Annotated in this window: 21 protein-coding genes and 1 tRNA gene; 12 read left to right on the top strand and 10 right to left on the bottom strand. The window is 70.5% G+C overall.

Features of this window, described 5'->3' with window-relative positions:
• Window positions 1-84: 84 nt before the first annotated feature.
• The 3 genes from OG943_RS27760 to OG943_RS27750 are packed head-to-tail and all read left to right on the top strand — an operon-like array spanning window position 85 to window position 3,528.
• Window positions 85-1,515, top strand: coding sequence for an aldehyde dehydrogenase family protein (locus tag OG943_RS27760; RefSeq protein WP_328603866.1), 1,431 nt, complete (start codon window positions 85-87; stop codon window positions 1,513-1,515).
• Between the two features lie 21 nt (window positions 1,516-1,536).
• Window positions 1,537-2,922: an MmgE/PrpD family protein gene (locus OG943_RS27755; RefSeq protein WP_328603865.1), complete on the top strand. Its 1,386-nt coding sequence runs from the start codon at window positions 1,537-1,539 to the stop codon at window positions 2,920-2,922.
• Window positions 2,923-2,955: 33 nt separating this feature from the next.
• Window positions 2,956-3,528, top strand: coding sequence for a carboxymuconolactone decarboxylase family protein (locus tag OG943_RS27750; RefSeq protein WP_328603864.1), 573 nt, complete (start codon window positions 2,956-2,958; stop codon window positions 3,526-3,528).
• Between the two features lie 55 nt (window positions 3,529-3,583).
• Here OG943_RS27750 and OG943_RS27745 read toward each other — a convergent pair.
• A tRNA-Leu gene (locus tag OG943_RS27745) sits at window positions 3,584-3,657 on the bottom strand.
• Window positions 3,658-3,779: 122 nt separating this feature from the next.
• On the opposite strand from OG943_RS27745, the gene OG943_RS27740 reads away from it, so the two are divergent.
• Window positions 3,780-4,001, top strand: a complete 222-nt coding sequence (locus OG943_RS27740) for a DUF3618 domain-containing protein (RefSeq protein WP_091611307.1) — start codon at window positions 3,780-3,782, stop codon at window positions 3,999-4,001.
• A gap of 692 nt (window positions 4,002-4,693) precedes the next feature.
• Here OG943_RS27740 and OG943_RS27735 read toward each other — a convergent pair.
• A complete protein-coding gene (locus OG943_RS27735; RefSeq protein WP_328612371.1) occupies window positions 4,694-4,936 on the bottom strand; it encodes a hypothetical protein in 243 nt (80 codons plus the stop codon).
• Window positions 4,937-5,864: 928 nt separating this feature from the next.
• Window positions 5,865-6,464 (bottom strand): TetR/AcrR family transcriptional regulator, encoded by a 600-nt coding sequence (locus OG943_RS27725; protein ID WP_328603863.1) that lies wholly within the window; start codon window positions 6,462-6,464, stop codon window positions 5,865-5,867.
• A gap of 71 nt (window positions 6,465-6,535) precedes the next feature.
• On the opposite strand from OG943_RS27725, the gene OG943_RS27720 reads away from it, so the two are divergent.
• Entirely contained in the window at window positions 6,536-7,996 is a 1,461-nt protein-coding gene (locus OG943_RS27720; protein ID WP_328603862.1) for a flavin-containing monooxygenase, read from the top strand.
• Between the two features lie 366 nt (window positions 7,997-8,362).
• On the opposite strand, the gene OG943_RS27715 is transcribed toward OG943_RS27720, so the two are convergent.
• The 5 genes from OG943_RS27715 to OG943_RS27695 form a co-directional block, all read right to left on the bottom strand.
• On the bottom strand, window positions 8,363-8,845 hold the full coding sequence (locus OG943_RS27715) for a helix-turn-helix domain-containing protein (RefSeq protein ID WP_328603861.1): 483 nt from the start codon (window positions 8,843-8,845) through the stop codon (window positions 8,363-8,365).
• A gap of 181 nt (window positions 8,846-9,026) precedes the next feature.
• Window positions 9,027-10,730, bottom strand: a complete 1,704-nt coding sequence (locus OG943_RS27710) for an LCP family protein (RefSeq protein ID WP_442874568.1) — start codon at window positions 10,728-10,730, stop codon at window positions 9,027-9,029.
• Window positions 10,731-10,907: 177 nt separating this feature from the next.
• Window positions 10,908-13,079, bottom strand: a complete 2,172-nt coding sequence (locus tag OG943_RS27705; protein WP_328603860.1) for a phospholipase A2 — start codon at window positions 13,077-13,079, stop codon at window positions 10,908-10,910.
• 252 nt (window positions 13,080-13,331) lie between these two features.
• The gene (locus tag OG943_RS27700; RefSeq protein ID WP_328603859.1) at window positions 13,332-14,576 is read right to left on the bottom strand and encodes a GGDEF domain-containing protein; all 1,245 of its coding nucleotides are present in this window, start codon (window positions 14,574-14,576) and stop codon (window positions 13,332-13,334) included.
• A gap of 706 nt (window positions 14,577-15,282) precedes the next feature.
• Complete coding sequence (locus OG943_RS27695) at window positions 15,283-16,497, bottom strand: MFS transporter (protein WP_328603858.1); 1,215 nt, start codon at window positions 16,495-16,497, stop codon at window positions 15,283-15,285.
• Between the two features lie 379 nt (window positions 16,498-16,876).
• Between OG943_RS27695 and OG943_RS27690 the strand changes: the two genes are divergently transcribed.
• Window positions 16,877-17,773: an SDR family NAD(P)-dependent oxidoreductase gene (locus tag OG943_RS27690; RefSeq protein WP_328603857.1), complete on the top strand. Its 897-nt coding sequence runs from the start codon at window positions 16,877-16,879 to the stop codon at window positions 17,771-17,773.
• Window positions 17,774-17,847: 74 nt separating this feature from the next.
• On the opposite strand, the gene OG943_RS27685 is transcribed toward OG943_RS27690, so the two are convergent.
• Window positions 17,848-19,719 (bottom strand): AMP-dependent synthetase/ligase, encoded by a 1,872-nt coding sequence (locus OG943_RS27685; protein WP_328603856.1) that lies wholly within the window; start codon window positions 19,717-19,719, stop codon window positions 17,848-17,850.
• Between the two features lie 190 nt (window positions 19,720-19,909).
• Here OG943_RS27685 and OG943_RS27680 point away from each other — a divergent pair, with 190 nt between their 5' ends.
• The 6 genes from OG943_RS27680 (at window position 19,910) to OG943_RS27655 (ending at window position 25,397) form a co-directional block, all read left to right on the top strand.
• A complete protein-coding gene (locus OG943_RS27680) occupies window positions 19,910-20,566 on the top strand; it encodes a transcriptional regulator (protein ID WP_328603855.1) in 657 nt (218 codons plus the stop codon).
• A gap of 256 nt (window positions 20,567-20,822) precedes the next feature.
• Window positions 20,823-21,155 carry a hypothetical protein gene (locus tag OG943_RS27675; RefSeq protein ID WP_328603854.1) on the top strand — a complete coding sequence of 111 codons (333 nt, stop codon included), beginning with the start codon at window positions 20,823-20,825 and terminating at the stop codon, window positions 21,153-21,155.
• Window positions 21,156-21,669: 514 nt separating this feature from the next.
• On the top strand, window positions 21,670-24,030 hold the full coding sequence (locus OG943_RS27670; protein ID WP_328603853.1) for a sensor histidine kinase: 2,361 nt from the start codon (window positions 21,670-21,672) through the stop codon (window positions 24,028-24,030).
• The gene (locus OG943_RS27665) at window positions 24,030-24,446 is read left to right on the top strand and encodes a roadblock/LC7 domain-containing protein (protein ID WP_328603852.1); all 417 of its coding nucleotides are present in this window, start codon (window positions 24,030-24,032) and stop codon (window positions 24,444-24,446) included. Before OG943_RS27670 ends, OG943_RS27665 begins: the two co-directional genes overlap by 1 nt.
• A complete protein-coding gene (locus OG943_RS27660) occupies window positions 24,443-24,814 on the top strand; it encodes a DUF742 domain-containing protein (RefSeq protein ID WP_328603851.1) in 372 nt (123 codons plus the stop codon). Before OG943_RS27665 ends, OG943_RS27660 begins: the two co-directional genes overlap by 4 nt.
• The gene (locus OG943_RS27655; protein WP_328603850.1) at window positions 24,795-25,397 is read left to right on the top strand and encodes a GTP-binding protein; all 603 of its coding nucleotides are present in this window, start codon (window positions 24,795-24,797) and stop codon (window positions 25,395-25,397) included. The genes OG943_RS27660 and OG943_RS27655 overlap by 20 nt, the downstream gene beginning before the upstream one ends.
• Here OG943_RS27655 and OG943_RS27650 read toward each other — a convergent pair.
• Window positions 25,391-25,807, bottom strand: coding sequence for a DoxX family protein (locus OG943_RS27650; protein WP_328612157.1), 417 nt, complete (start codon window positions 25,805-25,807; stop codon window positions 25,391-25,393). The two genes, OG943_RS27655 and OG943_RS27650, sit on opposite strands and share 7 nt — an antisense overlap.
• Window positions 25,808-25,892 lie beyond the last annotated feature (85 nt).

Below are 25,892 nucleotides of genomic sequence, written 5' to 3'. Positions count from 1 at the left end.
GCCCAGTGTCGTCTCGCCGGGCGGCGTTATCCACGGACACTCTTGACATGGCTGTGGCGTGCGTGCATGAGCACAGTCGGAGTCATGACAGACACGAAAACCACCCAGAGCGTTGCCGGTCACTGGATCGACGGGCGGGAAGCGCGGACCGGCGGCCCGGTCATCGACGTGGTGAACCCCGCCGACGGCACCGTGGTCGCGAGCGTGCCGGACGGCACTGCCGAGGACGTCGACAAGGCGGTCGCCGCGGCGCGCGCCGCGCTTCCCGGCTGGGCCGCGACTTCCCCGGCCGAACGGGCGGGCCTGATCCAGCACCTCGCGGCCCGCCTCGGCGACCGCACCGAGGAGATCGCGACCACGATCTCGGCCGAGATCGGCGCCCCGATCAGCCTCGCGCGGTTCGGCCACGCCGCGCTGCCGCCCGCGGTCGCCAGTTCGGTGGCGGGCCTCGCCGACGAGATCCCGTGGGCCGAGGAGGTCGGCAACTCCCTCGTCATCCGGGAGCCGGTCGGCGTCGTCGGGGCGATCACCCCGTGGAATTTCCCGCTCCAGCAGATCATGACGAAGCTGGCACCCGCCCTGCTCGCCGGCAACACGATGGTCCACAAGCCCGCGGAGCTCGCCCCGCTGACCGCCCGCATCCTGGCCGAGGCGGCCCGGGACGCCGGCATCCCCGACGGTGTGTTCAACGTCGTCCACGGGCGCGGACCCGTTGTCGGAGAAGCGATCGCGACCCATCCGGGTGTCGACATGGTCAGCTTCACCGGTTCGACCGCGGTGGGAAAGCGGATCTCGGTCCTGGCCTCCGGCACCGTCAAGCGCGTGGCCCTCGAACTGGGCGGCAAGTCGGCCAGCGTCGTGCTCGACGACGCGGACCTGGGTCTCGCCGTCGAGCGCACCCTGGCCAGCGCGTGGACCAACAGCGGGCAGGTCTGCGGCGCCTGGACGCGCATGATCGTGCCGGCCGCCCGGCGCGACGAGATCGTCGACTTGCTCAAGGCGGCCGCCGCGGCGTACTCGGTGGGTGACCCGGCCGACGAGACCACCCGCATCGGTCCCGTCGCCTCGGAAACCCAGTGGCAGCGGGTGAACGGGTACATCGAGCGTGGCATCGCGGAGGGCGCGCGGCTCGTCGTCGGCGGCCCCGGGCGGGTTCCCGGCCTCGAGCACGGCGCCTACGTCCGCCCGACCGTCTTCGTCGACGTCGCCCCGGACGCGGTGATCGCGCAGGAGGAGATCTTCGGCCCGGTTCTGTCGGTGCTCACCTACGAGGACGAGGAAGACGCCGTCACCATCGCCAACAGCACCATCTACGGCCTCGTGGGCGCGGTGTTCGGCGAGCCCGAACGCGCGTTGCGGGTCGCGAAGCGGATGCGCACCGGCCAGGTCGACATCAACGGGGCGCAGTTCAACTTCCTCGCTCCCTTCGGCGGCTACAAGCAGTCCGGCCACGGCCGCGAGTTCGGCCGCCTCGGCGTCGAGGAGTTCACCGAGGTCAAGTCCATCCAGCGATGACCGACGCGACGAAGGGGAGTCATGACCGGCACCACCATCGCGACGAGGCTGGCCGGCTGGGTCTCCGGCCTCCGTTACGAACACATCCCGCGAGCCGCCGTGGACACCACGAAGCTGCTCGTCCTGGACCAGCTGGGGCTCCAGGTCAACGGTGCCACCCTGCCCCACGTCCAGCCCGAGATCCAGCTGGTAGAGGCCATGAAGGCCGTCCCGGAGAGCACGGTGGCGCTGTCCGGCGCGCGGACCGCCGCGCCGTACGCCGCATTCGTCAACGGGACCTTGGCCGGCAGCAGCGAGTTCGACGACGTGCACATGTACGCCGCGCACATCGGCTCGCACGTGGTCCCACCGGCGCTGGCGTTCGCCGAGACGACGGGCGCCTCCGGCCGCGAGGTGATCACGGCCATCGTCGCCGGCGCGCAGGTGATGTCGCTGCTCGGTGGCATCTCGGTCGCCAGGATGGTGGGCCGGGGCTGGCACGGCTCCAAGATCCTGGGCACGCTGGGCGCGGCGGCCACGGCCGGGAAACTCCTCGGCCTGACACCTGCGCAGCTCGCCCACGCACTGGCCATCGCCGCCAGCGACGCCGGTGGCGGCATGGAGTACGAGTTCAGTGGCGGCGAAGTGAAACGCATGCACTCGGGATCGGCCGCCCGCCTCGGCTCACAGGCCGCGCTGCTCGCCCAACGGGGACTCACCGGACCGCTCACCATCGTCGAAGGCACGCGCGGGCTCCTGCGGCTCTTCGCGGAGGGAGCGGACCCGGCCGGCATCGAGGCGCTGTGGGACCGGTTCCACATCACCGACACCGCGTTCCGGATGTACCCGACGATCGGCTCGGCGGCCACCGTCCTCGACGGCCTTCGTCAGCTGAGTGACGGCGACGGCGACGGCCTGGACTGGCGGGAGATCACGGCCATCCGGCTCGGCCTGCCCCGCATCGCGATCGGCCACGGCGCGACCGTCACGCATCCGCGGGACGCGGTGTCCGCCCAGTTCAGCACCGCGTTCGGCGTCGGGTTGATGCTGGTCCACGGGTCGAACCGGCCCGCGGACTACCTCAACGCGGACCTGCTGGCAGACCCCGGCATCCGGCGGGTCGTCGACCTCGTGCAGCCCTACGAGGCCGACTTTCCGCCTGGCTCGCCGGTGCTCAGCGCCCGGATCGACATCACGCTCCGGGACGGTCGTGTGCTGTCGCACCTGCAGCAGGGGTTCCGCGGCCACCAGGACGACCCAGGCCGGGCGGCCGCGGTGGAGGCGAAGTTCCGCGACAACGTCATCGGCCTCCTGCCCGCCCGGACCGCCGGCGAACTGGTGACCACAGTGGACACGTTGGATCGGCTCGACGCGGCCGGCCGGCTCATCGGCCTCACCGTGCGGCGATCCGATGTGGCCGGTGACTGATGCCTGATCCCGCCCACCTCAAGGAGAAAAACTGTGCCCCGGCTGAACGAACCCGACGCGAGCACCATCCCCGAGGACGTCCGCCAATTCCTGGCGGGCCTCCCACCGGACCCGATGTTCCGGATGCTGAGCCACTCGGTCACGACCGTCCGTCCGCTGCTCGGACTGGCCCAGGCGCTGTACACCACGCTCGAACTACCGGTGCGCACGAGGGAACTGGCCATCCTCACGCTGGCCGACCTCGTCTCGTCGGAGTTCGTCTGGACCCAGCACGTGCCCATCTCCCAGGCCGCCGATGTCGGGGACGACATCAGGCGGCTCATCCGTGACCGGGACTACCGGAACGCGGCGCTGTCCGCGGCCGACAGCGCCGTCATCCGGTTCGTGGCGGAGGTCGTGACCCGTCCGGACGTCCCGGACGCGCTGTTCGCGGAGGCCCGGAAGCACCTGTCCGATCGGGAGATCGTGGAGTTGCTGCACGTCATCGGCTACTACTGGACGTTCGGCCGCGTGTCCACCGTCCTCGACGTCGAGCTGACCCACGTGTACGCGCAGGAGTACGGCTCGACCTGGACTCCGCCCGAACTCCCCGGAAGACCACGATGACCGAGTAGAACTGCCGCTGCTGCGTGTCCAAAGGGTTCGGGTTTGTGACCCATAGTGGGGCCGGAGAGACTCGAACTCTCACTGGCACGGACCTAAACCGTGTGCCTCTGCCAATTGGGCTACGGCCCCCGGGAACCTCCGCGAATCGTAGCGTGCACCACGTTCGGGTCGGCTCGGCGTGGCCAGTGGCTGTTGCGGGTGGGGAGTCCTCTAACGTGGGCGCCTACAGTCCGATGCGGCGAGGAGGGCACGTGGCTCGCGACCCCGAGACCATCGAGCGTGAGATCGAGCAGGCCAGGACCAACCTGGTGGCGACGCTCGACCAGCTGGGCACCAAGGCCAACCCGCAGAAGCTCGCGAACGCGGCCAAGGACGGCGTCCGCGCCAAGCTGGACAACCCGAAGGTCAAGTACCCCCTGATCGGCGCCGGCGCGCTGATCGCCGTACTGCTGCTTCGCAAACTGTTCCGCTGAGACTCCACTGATCCCTGCGGCAGCGCCGCGGTCTCGCTGGTGTCTGGCGGTTCCGCGGTCCTGCTGGTGTGGCCGCTCGTCTGTGGCGGTCCCGCTGGAACTCCACTGATCGACGGCGGTTCCGCGGTCTTGCTGGGACTCTGCTCGTCTGTGGCGGCTCCACTGGAACTTCGGCTCGTTGTGGCGGCTTCGCTGGAACTCCGCTGGTCCACGACGGCTCTGCGGCCCGCTGGAACTCCGCTGGTACGTGGCGGCTCCGCGGTCCACTTGAAGCTCCGCTGGTGTCTGGCTGCTCTGCGGTCCGCCGCTCCGCCGCTCCGCCGGCCCACGACAGCTCCGCCGTCCCCTGAGGCTGCTGTTCTGTGGCGGCACTACCGTCCCGCCGACACTCTGCCGCCTGTCCTGCCGACCCGCGGCAGTTCCGATCTCCACTGAAACCCCGCGGGCCCGCAATGGTTCGGCCACCCCTGAGCCCCTACCGCTCCACGACAGCTCAGCAGTTGTCCACAGCCAGTGTCGATTGTGGATAACAACCGCCCTGACCAGGCTTTTCGTGGCTTCCTGTCACCCCTGCCCAGTAGACTGGAGCAGGGCACGCCCCCCAGGGAGGGTGGGGTCTGACTTGCGCGGGTCTGACTTGCGCGGGGGTTGCCTTGCGCGGGGTGGGCGGGCGGTGTTTGTGGGGCTGGTGGTCAGGCGCGGGTTGCCGGCGGCTTTGCCGAGGCGACCGCGGGGATGCCGGGACGGCTGGGTGCTTCGGGCTTGCGGTCCTCGACCTCCTTCGGGAGCTGCTTGCTCGACGGGAGCTGCGGCTTGAGGGACTTCGGGGGCGCGGAGGCGGTGGCCTGGTCGGGTACTGAGACCGAGTCGGCCGTTGAGCCCGCGGGTGCGGAGTCGTCGGTGGGAATCGAGTTGGCCGCAGAGTTGCTGGTCACGGAGCTGCCGGACGGTGCGGGAGTCGAGTCGGCCGTGGTGGTGGCGGGCGTCGGGGTGGGTGCGGGAGTGGCGGGCGTGGCGCTGGAAGCCGGGGCGGAACCGGTAGAAACGGAACCGGTGGGGGCCGGACCGGCATGCGCAGGACCAGGAGAAGCGGGGCTGCTAGAAGCAGAGCCGGTAGAAGCAGGGCCGGTAGAAGCAGGGCCGGTAAGGGCAGAGCCAGTCGGAGTAGGACCGGCGGATGCGGAATCCGTAGCGGCAGAACCCGCGGGCGCAGCATCAGCAGTAGCACCAGCAGCAACGGCACCAGCGGCGGTAACACCAGTACCAGCAGCACCAGCACCGGCAGCGCCGGTAGAACCAGCAGCAGCACCGGCACCTGCGCCGGTAGCACCATCAGCAGCGCCAGCGCCAGCGCCAGCACCAGCACCAGCAGCCGACTTAGCGCCAGCCGGCGGGACCTGCAGCGGTTCGATCTCCGGGAGGGTCAGCCGGGCGGTCATGTAGGTGCTGGTGAACTCCAGCGCGCTGCCGTTGAGCAGGTGCACGACCGTGGGTCGTCCGTCCGGGGCGACCTGTTCCACCAGCTGGTCGGCGCGGTCACGGGCAGCGATGATCCCCGGCGCCTTCGCCGACAGCTCCTTGCCCCGGCCGTTGACGGTGATCGTCCAGTCTTCGTTGTCGTGCAGGTACGTCGCTGTGATCGTCTCCACCACTGTCCCACCCCTCTCGTCATCAGCATGCGTTACTGGCCGGGACTCGGCCACCGCACGCTCATGACGCGATTTTCTGCTCCCCGCGACTCTCCATCAGTCTTTCTACAGTGTCATCGATACAGTAGGAAAACTCTGTGTCACAAGTAACGAGAGGGAATGAGCGCTGAGTGACGACCGAATGGCCTAATGCACGCGCATCTTCACGGGCATCTCAGCGACCGTGTCGTGACAGTCCGGACCAGAGCATGTCCATGGCGTAGCCGGTCGCCATCTCGGGCGTCACGGCGGGGAAGCGCTCGCACCAGATCGCGAGCCGCTCGCAGGCGCCGACGACGAGTTCGGCGGACGCTTCGGCGCGCAGCTCGTCCTCGCCGTCGAAGTAGCCGCTCACCAGTGCGGCGATCAAATCGGTCTGTTGACGGCGGGTCTGCTCGATCTCTTCGGCCGCCGGCGTGCCGATCAGCGCCATCTCGTGCCGCAGCAGCGACCAGGCCTGGCGGCGCTCGCGGATGAACACGAAAAACGCCAGCAACCCGCGCCGCAGTGCCTCCTCCGCGGTCTCCGCGCCGACCGTCGCCCGCTCCGTGACCTCCCGCAACGCCGCCCGCGACTCCGCGATGCACGCCAGCAGCAGGCCCTCCTTCGAGCGGAAGTACTCGTACAGCATCGGCTTCGACACGCCCACCAGCTCGGCGATCTCGTCCATCGAGGCCGCCGCGTAGCCGCGCTCGCTGAACACCTGCTCCGCGACCTCGATCATCTGCCGTTCTCGTTCGGCGCGGGGCATGCGCTTGCGTTTAGCGGTGGTCACGGGAACACTCTACCGACAGTAACCTACTCTGAGTAAGATGGACTTCGGGTAACAGTCAATTGGGAGGACCGATGGGCAAGCGCACCGAGACCGGGGTGATCGTCGTCGGGACCGGATTCTCCGGGCTCGGCATGGCCATCCAGCTGCGCAAGGACGGGCGCGACGACTTCGTGATCCTGGAGAAGGCGCACGACGTCGGCGGCACCTGGCGCGACAACAGTTACCCCGGCTGCGCGTGCGACATCCCGTCGCACATGTACTCGTTCTCCTTCGAACAGAACCCCGGCTGGTCGCGGGCGTATTCGCCGCAGCCGGAGATCTGGCGCTACATGCGCGACGTCGCCGACAAGCACGACCTCCGCCGCTTCATCAGCTTCGGCCAGGAGATGATCGGCGCGCGCTGGGACGCCGACGAGAACCGCTGGCACGTCACCACCCAGAGCGGCGACGAGTTCGTGGCCGAGGCGCTGACGATGGGCGTCGGCGCGCTGCACCGGCCGCAGATCCCGGACCTGCCGGGCATCGAGAAGTTCGCCGGCCGCGCGTTCCACTCCGCGGAGTGGGAGCACGACTACGACTTCGCGGGCCAGCGCGTCGCCGTGGTCGGCACGGGCGCGAGCGCGGTGCAGTTCGTGCCGAAGATCGCGCCGCAGGTGGAGTCGCTGACGCTGTTCCAGCGGACGCCGCCGTGGATCATGCCCAAGTCCGACCACGACATGGCCGGCTGGCTGCGCGGACTGTTCAAGACGCTGCCACTGGCCCAGCGCGCGTACCGGAACTTCATCTACTGGGCGCTGGAAGCCCGCGCGATCGGCTTCAACGGGCAGCAGTGGGTGATGAAGATCGGCCAGCGGCTCGCGAAGCGCAACATCAACAAGGCGGTCGGGGACCCGGCCCTGCGCGCCAAGCTGACGCCGGACTACACCATGGGCTGCAAGCGCGTGCTCATCTCGAACGACTACTACCCGGCGCTGGCCAGGGACAACGTCGACGTGGTCACCGACGGCGTCGCCGAAGTCCGCGAGCACAGCGTTGTCGACGCGGCCGGCGTGGAGCACGAGGTCGACGCCATCGTCTACGGCACGGGCTTCCACGTCATCGACGCGTTCGGCAACCTGGAGATCGTCGGCCGCGATGGGCGCAACCTCGGGAAGGAGTGGGAGGCCGAGGGCATGCGCACGCACCTCGGCATCACGGTGAACGGCTTCCCGAACCTGTTCCTGCTGCTCGGCCCGAACACCGGCCTCGGCCACAACTCAGTGGTGTTCATGATCGAGGCGCAGATCTCGTACATCGCGCAGGCCCTGCGCCTGGCGCGCGGCCGGGCGATCGACCCGCGGCCGGAGGCGCAGGAACGCTTCAACGCCGGCATCCAGCGCAAGCTCGCCAAGGGCATCTGGACCCAGGGCGGCTGCAAGAGCTGGTACCTCGACGCGAAGGGCGTCAACCGGACCATCTGGCCCGGCTTCACCTGGCGCTACTGGCTCGACACCCGCACCCTCCGCCGCGGGGACTACGAACTGCTCGACTGAGAGAGCTGAGGCGCTGAGGCCCGGTGCTCGGCGGCGCGAGGGGGACGTTCGCGCCGCCGAGCGGTCATGGTGGGCCCGGCGGTCCGACGGTGGGCGAAACGCGCGCGGCCTTCGGGCGCGTTTCGGCGACCACTCGGCGTTGCCGGTGGTGAAGCGGGAACTTTTCAGGTGAGCGGCGGTCTCCGTGGCGGAGCGGGAACGGCGAGCGCCTGCACCGGGGACCTGGGAACCCCGGCGGCGAAGGAGACTTCGCGGCCCTCGACGACGCGAAAGTCCCCCTCGTGCCGGACGGGGTCAGGCTCAGGTTCGGCCGAGCCCACGGTCCTCAACCGGGTCGAGCAGCGGCCCTCGAACGGGGCCGAGCCCTCAGCCGGGACTGAGCTTGCGGAGGTGGGTGATCAGCTCGACGGTCGGCAAGTCGCAGAGTTCCGCCATGCGTTCGAGGGCCGCGAGGTCCAGCGAAACCTCCGCCGAACTCGAGTCCGGGCCCGGGTCGGCGGCCTGGCGGAGGCGGTCCTCCGCCCAGCGGCGCAGCGGCAGCAGCTCCGGGGCGGCCTCCGCGATCACCCGGTGCAGGTCGACCCGGACACGGCCGGGCTCTTCTACGAATACGCGTCTGTGCACCTTCGCCAGCAGGTCCTGGGGAAGCTCGTCCATGGCGACGCACAGCTCCACCAGGCGCACCACGGAACACTGTCGGGTGCCCAGCTCGTACGTCGCCAGCGTCTGCAGGGAGATTTCGCTCTGCAGATGCCGGTTCAGCTCCTTGCGGGTCCAGCCTCGCCCGCGCCTGAGCTTGCGGATCTCGTCCCCGAGTATCCGCTGGTAGTGCTCAACGTCGATCACCACTCCTCGTCCCCTGCCCTGATCACGTTCCACCGCGTCGTATCCGCTGTCGTTACTGCGAACGCGTGCGCTTCTCACGTGTATGAAAGTGGGCAGTGCGCTTTCCCTTACGCGGTTTGGCCGAAGTCTTTGGTGACGATTTCGTCAGCTGCTCCGAACGGAGTACCGAGCTGGCCTGAACAGGTCAGTTGACGCAGGGGACGCCGTCGGCGGTGATCGGCTTGTCGTCCGAGTTCCCCGCAGGTGGGGCGGCGGGGGTGGACGGGGCGCCGGCCGAGGACGAGGCGCCGGCCGCGTTCGAGCCGCCGGAGGCCGAGTCGGACGGGGAGTAGTCCGAGCCGAGGAAGATCATCACGTGGCCGGCGGCGACGCTCTTGTCCTCCTGGACCGTGGCCTTCGTGCCCAGCGCGTCGGCGACCGCCTGCCCGGCGGCCTTCCCGCCCTTCGGCACCCAGATCACGGTGGTCTTGCGCGAGGTCCCGTTCGCCGTGTCGCCCGCGGTGAAGCCCTTGCCGGCGAGCTGCTTGGAGACGCTCGCCGCCAGGCCGGTGCGGCCCGAGGAGTTGCGGACGTCGACGGTGGTCGCCTTGTTCGCGCTGTCGGCGGCGGGCGGCGGCTGCTGGCCCTGCTGCGGGGCCACTCCCTGGACGAACGCCCGGACCGCGGCCGGGTCCACCTGGATCGCGGAGCCGTCGCTCGGCGTCTGGTAGTCGACGTTCTCCACCGGGATGGTGCGGAACTCGAGCTGGCCGCCGGTGAGGCCCTTCATCTGCTCGGCGAAGCCGAAGATGTCCCAGTTCTGGTTGAGCACCACGGACTTCTTGATGGCGTCGATCAGCGCGTTCAGCTTCGTCGGGTCGGTCAGGGTGCCGGCCGAGAGCACCTTGCGCGCCATGCCGGCCATGAACACCTGCTGGCGCACCACGCGGTCGAGGTCGCCGCGGGGCAGGCCGTGGCGCTGCCGGACGAATTCGAGCGCCTGCACGCCGGAGATGGTGTGCACGCCCTTGGTGAACTTCGCGCCGGAGTAGGAGTCGTCCACGTTGTCGTTCAGGCAGACGTCGACGCCGCCGATGGCCTGCGTGATGTCGCTGAAGCCGAGCAGGTTGATCGCCGCGTAGTTGTCGATCGTGGACCCGGTGAGCGCCTCGACGGTGGAGATCAGCTCCTTCGCGCCGGCCTGGTTGGCCTTGACGTCGAGCTCCTTGGGGTCCGTCACGCCCTGTTTCTGCAGGTCCTTGCGGGCCTGGAGCATCGCGCGGGCGTACGCGGAGTTGATCTTGTGCTTGCCGTAGCCGCCGGGGATGTCCACGTACGAGTCGCGCGGCAGTGAGATGGCGACGGCCTTGCTGCCGTCGTTCGGGATGTGCACGAAGATCAGCGAGTCGGTGTTCAGCTCGCCGTCGGACTCGCCCGCCTGCAGCTGGTCGAGCAGTTCCTGGGAGAGCGGGTTGCCCTGCGCGTCGGTCCGGCTGTCGAGGCCGACCATGAGGATGTCGCGGGCGCCGTCGGCGGGCTGGTCGCCGCCGGACTTCGGGTCGATCACGTCGGAGTAGTTCAGGCCGTTGACCAGGCCCTGGAACGAGGCCCACGCGTACCCGGTGAGGCCCATGACCAGCAGTGACACCACGGCGAGGACGATCTTGGCGCTGCGGAAGGAGTTGCGGCGGGCCCGCTGGGCCGGACGGCGGTTCGGCGGCGGCGGGCCGGGGCGGCGAGGCGGGGCCTTACGCGGGTCGCGGGGCTCCCGGGGGGCGCCGTACTCGGCGTTTTCGCGGGGCGCGCGCCCTGGAGGCGGGACGCGACGGGCCGGTCCACGCCCTGGCGTGTCCTGCCAGGGGCGGGCGGGGCGGCGGTCGCCTTGCCCGTTCCGAGGCGGGTGATCCACGCGTCGGCTCCTTCTCGTCAGTACTGCGGTCCCGGTCTTGAAGACGCATGGTGCCGGGACGTGGTTGTCGTAGGTTTACACATCCCCTTCTTCGTGTGGCGTGCACCACCCATGTTCCGCCATTCGCGGCGGGTTCGCCTGACCGGCGGAATGCCGGTCGTACCCGGAGTGTCCGGCTCAGCCCGGCGTCGCGCCGGCCGCCCGCCGGGCCGGTACCAGGCACGATGCGGCGGCGACCAGGGCGAACACCGCCGTCCCGGCATGCAGGACGACCGTGGCGGCGCCCGAGGGCTCACCGTCCGAGGCGGCCACCAGCGCGGGGATGCAGCCGAGCGCGCAGGCCAGCCAGGTGCTCGCCGCCGTCGTGGCGCCGGTCCGGACCGTGTGCAGCAGCAGCACGCCGAGCAGGAGGTGGACCAGGCTCTGCACCGGGTCGAAGCGGAGGCCGAGCAGGTCGGCGTCCGCGGCGACGTCGCCGAAGCGGGCCAGCGCGAGGCCGAACACGCCGGCCGTCGCGTAGCCGATGCCGATCACCGCGGCGGCCCTGGTCAGCAGCACCGCGTGCCAGCCGGGGCCGGTGCGGACGCGGACCGGTGGCTCGGCGTCGTTGTCGGCCGCCGCGCCCGGGTGGCGCTCGAACCACCAGAACACCGCGAGGGCGGGCACCGCGAGCAGCGCGACGGCCATCGCGGTCCGCGGCCGGATCAGCCAGCTGAGGTCGTCGGCGATCGGGCCCGGCAGGTACACCACGGCGACGAGCAGCAGCATCGCCGCCAGGAACGCCAGGTACAGGCTCATCGGCGCGCGCAGCACCAGCCCCGCCGCCCGCCGGATCGCGGGCCGCGCCGCCCAGCGCCGCAGCGGCGTCGCGAACAGCCCGGCCAGGCCCAGTTGCGCGACGCCCAGCAGCAGCACTTCCCACGGCGCGGCGGACAGGGCCGCGGGCGCGCCGGGGCTGCCCAGCAGGGTCGGCGAGGCGCCCAGCGTGAAACTCGCCACCGCAAGCCCGCCGACACCGACTGCCGCCGCCATGGCCAGCACTCGCCGGGACGGCCGAACGCCGTCAGCGTGCGCGAAGGCCAGCTGCTGGGCCAGCAGCGCCAGCGCGAGGGTCGCGCCGTAACGCGGCAGTTGCGAGCCCGACCAGGTCGCCGTCAGCTCGCCGGCGACGACCAGGGCCAGCAGCGTGAGCACCGACGCCAGACGCGCCCGGCGGTACAGCGCCAGCAGCGCCGGCGCGCAGACGATCATCAGCAGGTACACGCCCAGCAGCCACAACGGGTGCAGCGCGATCCGCATGACCGTGGCGTTGGTGCCCGCCGGGATGCCGAGCAGTTCGAGCGCCAGCGGCACCAGCAGCGCCACCACGGCGAAGATCAGCGCGGGCCGCAGCAACGGGCTCGCGCGCTCGGCGAGGTAGTGCCGGTAGCCGCGGTCGCGTTCGGCCTGCCAGCCCGCCTCGTTGGCGTGGCCGCCGGCGAAGAACAGCAGCGGGGTCAGCTGCGCGAGCCAGGTCAACGGCCACAGCGCCTGCTCCGGCGCGCCCGCCCAGTCGGCGAGCGCGGTCACGGACTCGCCGAGCATCAGCAGCGCCGCGCCGCCCGCGCCGAGCAGGGCCCACCGCGTCGGCGGGCCGGTCCGGCGAACCGCGGGCCGGGTCCGCCGCGCCGCCGGCCAGGCGCGCAGCCGGAGCACCAGCAGCGCGCCGATCACCAGCACGCCCGCCACCATCGCGCCGATCGGGTCGCCCACCGGCGGGCCCCAGCGCTGGTGCCACGAGTTCACCACCAGCCCGGCCGAGTACAGCGTCGCGACGAGCTGGCAGGTGCGCGGCGAATCCATCGGGTTCAGCGTGCAGGTGTGGTGCATGTCCTTCGACAGCTGGGCGTCGAGCGACGCGCGGGCCGGCTGGTCCAGCGGGTGGCCCTTCTTGTCGGCGTAGCGCAGCAGGTCGTAGCCGAGGTCGTGCGCCTTGCACGGCACGGAGTAGTCCCACTTCGTGTTGTCGTCACCCCACGGCGCGGAACAGCCGCCGTCGACGTGCACGGCCCGCACGGTCCCGTCGCGCGCCGTCAGCACGCCCGGCCGCACCCCCATCACGGTGGTGAAATCCTTGGGCAGCAAGGCCAGCGCGCTCGGCTGCGGGCCGGGGTGCACCAGCGCCTCGATGGCGTTCTGCGCCGCCAGCACGTCACCCGTCGGCGGTCCCTGGTCCGGCGGCGACGCCGGGCGCGAGGCGATCAGCCCGAAGGCGAACACGATGAAGAGGACGAGCAGCAGCCACCCCGACGTCGACCAGCGACGTCGTGGGCGTGCGGCGGCCGGGGCGCGGTCGTCGGTGGCTGGCATGCCCCCAGGGTGCCAGTCCTCCGGTGGGGACGGCACGGTGACAGCCCCCGGCACGGGCGGGGGATAACCCCCGATGACGACGGCGCCGAACATACCGCTTATTTCGGGCGTCGATGAATTACCGCTCGGGAAACCCGGCGGAAAGCGAATTCGCACCGCCGTTCCCGCCGGGCCGGAGCCGAACGCGATTAATCGGGTTTTGTGCTCGGGCAAACGGAGAGCAGGAAACGAGAAGGCCGGAAACAGGGGCGCTCAGCTATCGGTGAAGGGCTGGCCCTCGGTGAAGGACTGGTCCGCGTCGGCGAACCGCACTTGGTTGCGGCCGCCCTCCTTAGCCGCGTAAACGGCGGCGTCCGCGGCGTGCAGCAGTTGCTCCACAGTGGTCCCGTTCGGCCCGAGCAGCGCCACCCCGATCGACGCGGTGCGGTCGCTGATCCTGGCCCGGCCGCCGCGTTTGTCGGTGCTCACGATCTGCTGTTCGGCGAGCGCGACGCGGATGCGCTCGGCCGTCACCTTCGCCGCCGTCTCGTCGACGTCCGGCAGCAGGATCAGGAACTCCTCGCCGCCGAACCGGCCGATGATGTCCTTGGGGCGGGTGATTTCGTCGAGTGTCTGGGCGACGGTGCGCAGCACGTCGTCGCCGGCCGGGTGACCGTAGGTGTCGTTGATCCACTTGAAATGGTCGAGGTCGATCATCAGCAGCGCCAGCATTTCGCCGCCGCGCACGGAGCGGGCCAGCGCGCGCTCGGCCGACTCGGACCAGCCGCGCACGTTGAAGATCCCCGTCTTCGGGTCCGTCCGCGCCTCCGACTGCAGTTGGTTGATTTCCGCCAGCCGGTTGCCGAGCACGGTGATCAGCACCAGGATCACGATCGCCGGCGGGATTTCCACGAGCAGGATGGTGGCGATCGTGCCGAGCCCGATCGTCGAGAGCTCCAGCAGGTTGTCGTCCTTGGTGCCCAGTACGTTGCTCAGCGTCGGCGCCGAGGTGCCGCCCAGCGCGAGCAGGCTGCCGATGACGATCGCCTGCAGTGCGGCGTAACAGAAGCCGACGAGCATCAGGATGCCGAAGACCTGCAGCGAGTTCGCCGGGCTGAGCCGGGCCACCTCCGCCGACGCGAAGGTCTGGTAGAGCTCGTGGGCCACCCAGGCCGAAACCGCGTGGGTGAGGGAAGTGAAGACGAACTTGTGCGGCGGCCGTCGCGAGTTGAACCACCGCTGGGTCCGGACGATGACGATCAGCAGCAGGGTCAGGTGGATCGGCAGCAGCAGCGCGCCGGGGAAGACCCAGATGCCGGACAGGTCGATGTGGACGGCCGTGACCCGGTTGCGCCGCCGCTCTTCCTGCCGCCGGGTGAGCTGGATGTGCACTGTGGCGCACGCGGCGAGGATGCCGAACCGCGCCCAGTCGACGAGCATCGTCTGGCCGGTGGTGACGATCGCGAACGTCAGCAGCGCGACCGCGACCGCTTCCCAGGAAAGCAGGAAAATGATCATCGGACGCGGCTTCGTCCACAGATCCCACGAGGGCACCGGATTCGCGGAAATCAGCTCGCGCAGCCGGCCGCCGACACCCTGCGATCGTTCGGTCGCGGTTTGTGCATCACGCGAAGAATTCTGGTTCAGCGGTGAGTGATCATGGACCGTTTCGGGTACCCCGTCTGTGGAGTCCGTCGGTTCACCGCGCGCGTGTCCGTTCTCGGGCATCGGGCTCGGCCTCCTCCGGTCTCTCGGGTCGTGGGTGTGTGATGGTTCCCGCTGTGGTGGTGTTAACCGTTACCGGTATCATCGCACTCACCGACTTCCCGGCAGCGAGTCCTCCCTGAGGACAGAATTCGTGTTCCGCCCACTCGAGTGCCTCCAGCCCCCGGAGGCGCCTTCCCCCGACGGCTGGTGAATCTTGAATGCGAATTGCGGCACCGGTCCCTTCCGCACCCCCGCGGTGCTCGACAGGAGGTGTTTTCCTGATGTCGGACCGTGAGGCCTGAATCGTTCCCGCCCCTTTTCCGCCCGAATTGCAGTCACGAGGAGGTGCCGAACGATGTCGGACCGTGAAGCCTGAGCTGAACCTTGCCGTGCTTGTTCCGTGACATTGTGAGCGGAGGTGAATTCCGTGCGTGACCGTGAGGCGTGAAAACACTTCGGTCCGGCTTCGAGTGCCGGACGTCTTCCGCCGGGCCGGCGGCAGTGATCCGGCCATGACTCAGAGCCCGGTGTCGGTGGCGACCGCGTGCCGGACCCGGGTCCAGGAGAGCGCGGTGGGAATCGCCAGCGCGACGCCGGCCAGTCCGGCGAGTGCGATGGCGGTGATCGCGGACCCGGTCGCCTGTGCGACCACCCCGCCGATCGCGACGCCGATACCTTGCGCGACGCGCAGCCCCGTGCGGTACAGCCCGCCGGCGCCGCCGCGCAGCTCGTTCGGCACCCACGTGGAGAAGGTGGCGGTGACCGTGATGATGTACGCCCCCATGGCGCCCGCCAGTGCCAGCAGCACCAGCGCGACCGGCAGGTTCGGCCGCAGCAGGAACAGTGCGAGCAGAGCCAGTGACAAGGTCGCCAGCACCCCGAGCAGCCGCTGCCGCGTCGGCGCCGAGGCGAATTTGGACAGCAGGTAGGCCCCCACCACGAAGCCGAGCGGGTCGGCGGCGAGCAGCCAGCCGACGGCCGCGGACGGCGCGCCCATCTGATGGGCCAGCGGCGCGGCGAGACCTTCCGGCACCACCGCGAGCCCGACCAGCCAGGACAGCGCGATCAGCACCCGCAGCCTTCGCTGCCCGAACACCCACCGCGTCGCGCCGAACCAGGTCGTCTGCTCCCCGCCCGCCGCGGGCCGGTCGCGCACCCAGACCCGGACGATGGCCGCGGCCGCGGCGAAGCTCACCGCGTCGATCGCCAGTGCCCACGACGAGCCGACCGCGGTCACCAGCAGCCCGCCGCCCGCCAGGCCCAGCAGCTGCACCGTGTTGGTGGTGATCCCGCGCAGGTCCTGGCTGCGCAGGTACAGCTCGTCGTCGTCGAACACCTCGCGCGTGATCGCGTTCTGCGCCGCGTTGGCGGGCGAAGCGGTCAGCTGCACCACGATGAGCAGCCCGCACAGCACGCCGAGCGGCATCCCCGGGATGCTCATCAGTCCCACGAGCACCGCCTGCACCGCCGCGCTCGAGGCCAGCACCGCTCGCCGCGGGTAGCGGTCGGCCAGGAAGGACAGCCCGAGCCCGCCCGCCAGCGCGGGCAGGAAGGTGAGGGCGTAGACCACCGCGGCCCAGAGCGCCGAGCCGGTGCGGTTGTAGACGAGGATGGACAGCGCCACCTTCGCCAGCTGGTCGCCCGCGCTCGAGATGGCCTCGGCCGCCCACAGAACGCGGTATTCGACGTTCCGCAGTGGCGCGGTCAGCGGCGGACTGGCGTGGGTCGTCACGGGGTGACCATTCCCCCCTCCCCGGTCGGGTGAACGTGGCGTTCCCGCATTCTGCCTGCGCCGTGACAGCGCCGGTCAGCGCGTCACAGGTTGAGGCACCGGGGACGACAGCCAGTATGCCGCTGATTACGCGGAGGCGGACCGGGAACGGGGATGTCGTCGGCTGTTGAGCCGATCGGGCTACGCCGGGTGGACCGCGTCTTCCGGTGGTACTGACCCGTCGGGAGGTACCGGTGGGCTGATCGACTATCACTCGCTCGGCGCAGGCCTGGCACCGTTCGCCGCCGTCGCCCTGTTCGCTGCGCCGAATGGCCCAAGACTGGTGAGGAGCCCGGCGGTGCGGCCCCTCGCCCGCCGGTGCATGCAGTGGGGAGAGGTTATGGACGGGCTGATGCAGGACAAGGCGGTGGTCGTGACCGGCGCCGGCCGGGGGCTCGGCGAAGCGTTCGCCGTGCACGTGGCGCGCGCGGGCGGCGCCGTGGTGGTCAACGACGTCGACGTGGAGCTGGCCGAGCGGACGGCGGAGAACATCCGCGCGTACGGCGGCCGGGCGGTGGCCAGCGGGCACAGCGTGGCCGACCCGGCACAGGCGCAGGCGATCGTGGACGAGTGCGTGCGGGCGTTCGGCCGGATCGACGGGCTGGTCAACAACGCGGGGCTGAACTACGAGGCACTCCCGTGGGAGGACGACGTCGAGCAGGCCAGGGAGCTGGTCGAAGTCAACGTCCTCGGGGTGATGTACACCGGGCTCGCCGCGATCAAGGCCATGGTCGCGGGCGGCACCGGCGGGTCGATCGTGAACATCTCCTCCGGCGCTTCGCTGGGCCAGCGCAAGCTCGGCGTTTACGCGGCGAGCAAGGGCGCGGTCGCGTCGCTCACCTACTCCTGGGCGCTCGACCTGGAGGAGGCGGGCATCCGCGTCAACGCCGTGTGCCCGGTGGCGCACACGCGGATGGTGTGGAAGTCGGAGCGCGCGCTGCGGGCGTGCCCGCCGGACCGCACGCCGTCGAAGATCGCGCCGGTGGTGCTGTTCCTGCTCGGCGGGGGCTCACACGGGATCACCGGCCAGATGATCCGGTGCAACGGCCCGCAGCTGCACGTGATGGGCCAGCCGTACCTCAAGCAGCCGATCCTCGAACGCCCGGTGTGGGACACCGAGACGGTGCAGAAGGCGTTCGACGAGGTGTTCAGCGCGCACCTGGAGAACTACGGCCTGGAGAAGCGCGTCCCGCCGCGCCTGCGCAAGTGGACGGAAACTTCCAGCCGCATCGCTTAGCGGCGCGTTCCGTCAAGGCCTCCTTACCCGCGTCCTACGCGGGTAAGGAGGCCTTGACGGACTTGGACAGTGGCTCAGGCGCCCGCGGCCGGCTCGGGCGCCGGTGACGGGCGGCCGGTGTACAGCCCGGCGATGGCGTCGCCGTAACGGTCGTTGATCACGCGCCGCTTGAGCTTGAGCGTCGGGGTCAGCTCGCCGGACTCGGGCGTCCAGACGCGGGTGATCACGTGGTAGCGCTTGATCTGCTCGACGCGCGCCAGCCGGCTGTTGGCCGATTCCACGGCGCGCTCGATCTCCGCGCGCACCTTTTCGTGCACCGCCAGCGCTTCCAGCGTGTCGGTGGCCTCGACGCCGTTCGCCGCGGCCCAGCCGGGCGCGATCTCGTCGTCGAGCACGATCAGCGCGGTGACGTACGGCCGGTCGTCGCCGATCGCGACCGCCTGGCCGATCAGCGGGTGTTCCTTCAGCAGGCCCTCGATGTGCGTCGGCGCGATGTTCTTGCCGCTCGAGGTGATGATCAGTTCCTTCTTGCGGTCGGTGATCTTGACGTAGCCGTCTTCGTCGAAGGTGCCGATGTCGCCGGTGGCGAACCAGCCCTCGTCGTCGGTCGCCTTCTCGATCGAGCCGTCCGCCTGCAGGTAGCCGAGGAACACGATGGGCCCGCGCACGAGCAGCTCGCCGTCTTCGGCCACTTTCACCTCGACGCCGTCGATCGGCTTCCCGACGGTGCCCGCGCGGAACGCGGCCGCACTGTTCGACGTCGCCGCGCCGGTCGTTTCGGACAGGCCCCAGACCTCCTGGATCTCGACGCCCAGCCCGGCGAGGAAGTAGAGCACCTCCACCGGCAGCGCGGCCGCCCCGCTGCCGGGGACGATCAGCCGGTCGAGGCCGAGCAGCGCGCGGACGGGGGCCAGCACGGTTTCGTCGGTCTTCGCGATGCGCTCGGCCAGCTCGGCCGGGACCTCCTGGCCCGCGCTGCGGAGCTTGTACCCCTCCTGCAACAGCGCGTTCGCGGCGAGGAGGGCCTCACGCCGGTCCTCGGGGACGCCGCCGAGCATGTTCTTCAGCCCGGCCACCATCTTCTCCCAGACTCGCGGCACGCCGAAGAAGTTCTGCGGGCGCACCTGGCCGAGTGCCGTGACGACGGCCGACGGGTCGGCGAGGGTGTGCACGTGGCCCACCCACATGATCGGCAGGTACACCGATATCTCGCGCTCGGCGATGTGCGCGAGCGGCAGGTACGCGATGTTGGTGAGGTGCATCGGAGCGTTGTGCAGCTGCTGTACGGCGTAGCCCTCGTGGAGGGCGTTGCGGTGGGAGAGCACCACGCCCTTCGGGTCGCCGGTGGTGCCGGAGGTGTAGATCATCGCCAGCGGGTCGTCCGGCTGGATGGACGGCCACGAGTTCTCGAAGACGTCCGGGTCGGCGGCGATCGCGGCGCGGCCCGCCTCGCGCACGTCGGCGAACGAGGTGAACCGCTTGTCTCCGGCCGGGATCGCCCCGGCGTCCAGCACCACGAGGTGGCGCAGCGCGGGCAGGTCGTCGAGCACCGGCAGCCAGCGCGTGAGCTCGCCTTCGCCCGCGAGCACGACCACCGGGGCGGCGCTGTGCCTTGCCACGTAACGGATCTGGTCCGGGCTGAGCGTCGCGTACGCGGTGCACGGGATGGCGCCGAGGTGCACGGCGGCGAGGTCGGCGACGAGGTGGTCCGGGCTGCCGGGCGCCATGATCAGCATCCGGTCGCGGGGGCCGAGCCCGAGCCCGGCCAGGCCGCGCGACACCTCGGCGATCGCGGTGCGGTATTCGCTCCAGGTCAGCGTCGGGTGGCCTTCGAGATCGAGTGAGGTGACCGCCGGGTGGTCGCCGTACTCGGTGGCGTTGCGGAACAGCAGACTGGGGATCGTCTGGCCTTCGGTCTGCTCGGCCGCTGACTTGGGCGTGGTCAACGCTGACCTCCTCGCTGGTGCCTGGTGACGTCACTGTAGGGGCTCCCGGCCGGTGTGGATAGAGATTCGCGGCCACCTTCGGCACCGGCGTGGACCTGGCCTTCAACCGGGCGGAACGGTCATTTACCCACCGTGCGGACACGACCGGCCTGATTGAATGGAGGCTTGCCCCGGACTCGGAGGAGTGTCCATGACCAGCCCCGCCCGCGAGCTGCTCCACGCGATCCAAGCGGAGCTGGCGCCCCGTGACGCCGACAACCGGCTGGTGCCGCTGGTGGCCACAGGCCGGGCGGCGCGGGCGGTGTTCGCCGCGATCGCCGCCGAGGAGAAGTGGATCGTGCGCAGTGACTGGCGCAGCTTCCACGAGCTGGCGGCGCGCGCGGACGAGCCGCGGGCGCGCGAGTTCTTCGGCGGGCTCGCGCCGGGGGAGCAGCTCGCGCTGGGCAAGCTCGACGCGCTCGTGGCGGCCGCGGGCGCGGACCCCGGCACCGAGCTGCCGCGCGTGGGTTGCCAGGCGTACCCGGCCTACTTCGCGTGGCTGGCGCTGAACGGCGAATCGGCCGAAGTCGCTGTCGCCATCTTCGCGAACTTCGCCGCGTGGGGCCGGTATTGCGGCTCGATCGCCGCGGGCATGCGCGAGCACTACGGCTTCGACGACGACGCGTGCGCGTTCTTCGATTTCTTCGCCGCCGACGCGCCGGGGATCGAGGACCAGGCCCTCGCGGCGATCCAGGCGGGCCTCGACGCCGGCCGGCTCGACGCGGACCGCGCGCGGACGTACGCCCGGCTGTTCCAGGGGTACGAGCTGATGTTCTGGAACACCCTCGCCGAGGAGTTCCCGGCGTGACGCCCGCCGCGCGTGTCTGTGAGGATCGCGTCGCGGCAGGAATCTAAGCCGAACGAAATTCGCGACAATGGCCGGACCGGGCCGCGGAATTGATCTACGCATCGCCCCTTCGGGTGAGCGGCAGGGGTGCTTTCCCGGTTCCGCCGGTTATGATCGCCACCTGCTTCCCGCTGGTCGTGACCCTGCCGGAGCAAGATCCCGGCCCGCGCGGAAACCGAAATCGTGGTGCGGGAAAACCGGCTGAAGGGGGACGGTGATGGCTGAGGAACGGGGTCGTGAGGTACCGATTTCCTATCTCGTCACGCTTCTGGCCGGCGTGGTTCTCGGATTCCTGCTCGCCGAATTCGGCGAGGTCCTCGTGCGCTACCCGGTGGAGGCGGTGCTGGTCGCCGTGCTCGCCTGCTCGGTCGCGGTGCTCGCCTGGGCGTGCCGGGAGATGCTGCGCGACCTCGTCCGGCGCGGCGGCAAACGTGAGCACGGGCACGGGCCCGGCCACGGCGAACCAGGGCCAGAGCCGGCCGGGTCCGGCTACCCGAGGCTGCGGATGCCCCACCCGGACCGCCCGCATCCGAACGGCGTTCGGCGCTGAAAAGTGGCAATCCGGCAGTCTGAAGCGGCGATTTCGTGGCGGGTGTCGGCAATTTCACCCTTTTCTCACGACGTGGGTGGGCAAGGCCGCCGGTAAGGCGATCATCACCGAGCGTCCGGAAGTCCGTGACGGATCTCACCGAACCGTTTCAATGTTGGTGTACGTAGACTTCTCACGCCCGGCAGTGCGCCGCAGGTCACTCCGGCACTGCCGTCCGGACCGCGCGATGTGGGATTGGCGTCACTTCTGCCGTGGTCGATTTCCGAAGCCCCGCACGGGGTTGTGAGTCAATCACACGGTGCCGCTCGTGATTCGCGCCCGGACTTGACGTGCTTCTCGGGGCCTCATACCGTCGTCGCGGGCGATGCGGACCACGGTGAGTTGATCCGGCTGGTCGGAACCGGGTGAGAAAGCCCCGGGGCGACCCGGACAGCAGGTACTGCCGGAAGGAATACGGGCCACGGTGAAGCAGAATTCTGTTCGACGGAACCGCGGATCGTCGATTCGATCACGCGTGCTCGCGATCGCCCTGATTCCGAGCGTCGCTCTGTTGCTCGTCGGCGTCGCGCTGGCGGGCTACCTCATCACCGACGCGGTGAAGGCGCGTGACTACGCCAACAAGATCCGCAGCTCCGAAGGTCCGGGCATCCCGTTCATCGTCGCCGCGGAGCAGGAGCGCCAGCTCACGATGAGCGTCATCGCCGGGCAGGGTGCGGCGAGGACGGCGCTGCTCGCCACGCGGCCGAAGACCGACGACGCGGCCGGCCGGATCAGCGCGGTGCTGCAGGACAACTTCGCCGACGACAGCACGGTGCCCGCGAGCGTGAAGCAGAACATCACGACGTTCGCCGCGCTGTACGCGAAAATCCACCAGCTCCGCCAGCAGGTCGACGCCGGCCAGGTCCCGCTGCTGCAGGCGTTCACCTTCTACAACCAGATCATCGACCAGTTCACCCAGGGCGTCGCCGGCCTGGCCCAGGCCGCCAGCGGCGCGGAGAACGCGTTCGCGCGGCTGTCCGCCATCCCGATCTTCAACGCCGCCGAGGAGATGCAGCGCAGCGACGCCCTGTCCGCGGCGGGGCTCGCGGCCGGCGGCCTCGGCGGCGATGAGCTGCGCGCGTACCTCGGCGAGGTCGGCGCGTACCACGCCCAGCTCGAACAGTCCGTGCCGCAGATGATCCCGGAGGTGCGCGCGAGCTACGACAAGCTCGTCGCGAGCCCCGAGTGGAAGACCGTCAACCAGGTCGAGGCGGCGTTCCTGGCCGGCGGGGCGAACAAGCAGCTGCCCGTTTCGCAGGAGCAGTGGCGCACCGCCGCCCACCAGGTGGCGACCACGATGATGACGCTCTTCGTCACGCAGAGCGCCAACGCCACCAACGCGGCCATCAGCGACGCCGGCCGCACGCTGGTCGACTCGATCATCGCGGGCGTCGTCGCGATCCTCCTCGCGATCGCGGTCGTGCTCATCGCCCTGCGGTTGTCGCGGCGGTTCATCGCGCGGCTCGCGCGGCTGCGGGAGGACACCCTCGACGCGGCCGAGGTGCGGCTGCCCGAGCTGGTGGAGCACGTCCGCGCCGGACGGCCGGTGGACCTCGAAGCGGGCGGCCACTTCCTCGACCACGGCACCGACGAGATCGGCCAGGTCGCCGAGGCCTTCAACAAGGCGCAGTCGGCCGCCATCGCGGCCGCCGTCGAGGAGGCCAAGACCAGGGAGGGCACCAAGGCGGTGTTCCTCAACATCGCCCACCGCAGCCAGGTCATCGTGCACCGGCAGCTGAAGGTGCTCGACCAGGCCGAGCGCAAGCAGGAGGACCCGGACCAGCTGGACACGCTGTTCCAGCTCGACCACCTCTCCACCCGCGCGCGCCGTAACGCCGAGAACCTGATCATCCTCGGCGGCGGCCAGCCGGGCCGTCAGTGGCGGCACCCGGTCGGGCTCGCCGAGCTGGTCCGCGGCGCCGCGGCCGAGACCGAGGACTTCGCGCGGGTGAAGACGGCCACGCTGCCGTCGATCGCCGTGCGCGGCACGGTCGTGGGCGACCTCGTGCACCTGCTCGCGGAGCTGATCGACAACGCGACGTCGTTCTCCCCGCCCGAGTCACGCGTGGAGCTGCGCGGCAACGTGGTCGGCAAGGGCGTGGTCATCGAGGTCGAGGACCAGGGCCTCGGCCTGGAGAACGAGGTGGCCGACGAGCTCAACCAGATGCTCGCCGACCCGCCCGACTTCGGCATCATGGCGTTGTCCGACGAGCCCCGCCTCGGCCTGTTCGTGGTCGCGCGGCTGGCGTCGCGGCACGGGATCTCCGTGCACCTGCGCGAGTCCGCGTACGGCGGCACCCGGGCGATCGTCCTGGTGCGGACCGACCTGCTCGCCCCGCTCAGTGAGGTGACGCCGGATTCCGCGGACGCCGAGGCGCCTGCCGCGGATCAGCCGGTGGCCGTCGAGGACGTCGCGCGGATCGGGCGCCGCTCGCGTCACCGGGCTGCGCTGGCGGAGCCGGTCGCGCCGGTCGCCGTCATCCCGCCGTCGCCGTCGCTGTCGCCGGAACCGCAGCCGCCCGCCCGACCGCCGCGCCCGCCGCAGCCCGCGTGGCCGGCGCACGAACCGCGGCCCGCGCCCGAGAACGGCAGGCCGCAGCAGCCGCGCCGGCCCGAGGCGCCCGGGCGGCCGCCGCTGCCGCAGCGCCGTCGTCAGCAGAACCTCGTCCCGCAGCTGCGGGCGGACCGGCCCGGACCGGAGCGGGAAGAAGCCCGCGAGGACTCGGCGGAGGTCGCCCGCGACCGGCTGGCGGCGTTCCAGCAGGGCACCCGGCGCGCCCGGGCGGCGGGTGCCGGATCCGGCAACTTCGACAACAGGCACGGAGATCGCGAGTAATGGCCAACAACGGCGTGAACGAGCTCGACTGGCTGCTCGACGACCTCGTCAAGCGGGTCACCGGTGCCGATCGGGCGGTGGTCCTCTCTTCGGACGGTCTGCTGATCGGCCGGTCCGGCACACTGTCCGAAGAGGACGCTGAGCACCTTTCCGCGGTGGCGTCGGCGTTCCAGAGCCTGGCCCGCGGCACCGGGCGGCACTTCGGCGGCGGCAACGTCCGCCAGACCATGGTCGAGATGGATCACGCCTTCCTGTTCGTCACCGCCGCCGGGCGTGGCGCCTGCCTCGCCCTGCTGGCGAGCGAGGACGCCGACATGGGCCTGGTCGCGTACGAGATGAACCTGATGGTCAAGCGGGTGGGGGCGGTCCTGACCGCGGCGCCGAGGGCCGGGGTGGTCCAGCGGACGTCGCCATGAGCGCACGGCACGAGTCCTGGTACGAGGACGAGGCCGGCCCATTGGTCCGGTCCTACGCGGTGACGGGCGGGCGCACGCGGTCCGGCACACTCGCGCTGGACCTGATCACGCTGGTCGTCGCACTGCGTACGGCGCGGGAGTCCGGCGTGAGCGAGCCGGAGTACGCGCGCATCCTGACTCTGTGCCAGAAGCCCACTTCCGTCGCGGAGGTGGCCGCTCGCGTCGACCTGCCGCTGCCCGTGGTGAAGGTGCTGCTGAGCGACCTGATCGAGCAGAACCTGGTGCTGTTCCGTACCGCGGCGCCGGCGAGCGAAGCCCCCAGCAACCACGTACTCCAGGCGGTTCTTGATGGCATCCGGAAACTCTGAGGCCCGGCGGACCCTGACTGCGACGGCGGTCAAGGTCCTCGTCGCCGGCGGCTTCGGGGTCGGCAAGACCACGATGGTCGGCTCGGTCAGCGAGATACCGCCGCTGCGCACCGAAGAGGTGATCACCACCGCTTCGGAGGGCGTCGACGACCTCGCCGGCGTCGAGCAGAAGACCACGACCACCGTCGCGCTCGACTTCGGCCGGATCACGATCAACCCCGAGCTGATCCTGTACCTGTTCGGCACGCCGGGGCAGGACCGGTTCTGGTTCATGTGGGACGAGCTGGCCGAGGGCGCGCTCGGCGCCGTCGTGCTCGCCGACACGCGGCGGCTCGAGTCGTGCTTCGCGGCCGTGGACTTCTTCGAACGCCGCGGCCTGCCGTTCGTCGTCGGCGTCAACTGCTTCGACGGCGCGTACCGCTACGGCACCGAGGAGGTGCGCGCGGCGCTCGACCTCAGCGAGGAAGTCCCGCTCCTGCTGTGCGACGCGCGGGAGCGGGACTCCACCAAGCAGGTGCTGACGATCCTCATGGAGCACGTGATGGACCGCAACGACCTTGCCGCGGCGCAGCCGGGTCACTGAACCCCGCGCTTGCGCCCGAGCGCGAACGAGCCCGGCCCGAACACCGCGATCAGCAGGAAGATCCACGAGTACAGCGCCGCGGGCTCGCCCATGTTGTGCAACGGCAGCAGACCCGTCGGCGCGTGCACGGTGAAGTAGGCGTACGCCATCGTGCCGGACAGCAGCACCGCCGCGGGCCGCGTCGCGAACCCGGCCAGCACGAACAGCGCCCCGACGACCTCGATCAGGCCGGCCCACCACCCCGGCCACTGCCCGAACGGCACGGCCATCCCGGCCCCGTCGATCCCGCCGAGCAGCCCGAAGCCCTGGAGACCGTGGCAGAGGAACAGGAACGAGACCACGACGCGGAAGGCGGCCAGTACGCCGGGGCGGGCGTGGTCTCGGACGGTGGCGGTGAGTTTGCTGCGGATGCCTTGGGTGCTTCGGGTGCTTCGGGTGGTGGTTCGGGTGGGCTCGGCCGTCTGGTGATCGGTGTGGGTTGCGGCGGTCCGGTTG

Source organism: Amycolatopsis sp. NBC_00345 (genome assembly GCF_036116635.1).
Classification (GTDB): domain Bacteria; phylum Actinomycetota; class Actinomycetes; order Mycobacteriales; family Pseudonocardiaceae; genus Amycolatopsis.
Note: the sequence above shows the minus strand (reverse complement) of the source record. Positions and strands in the feature narration are given on the sequence as shown.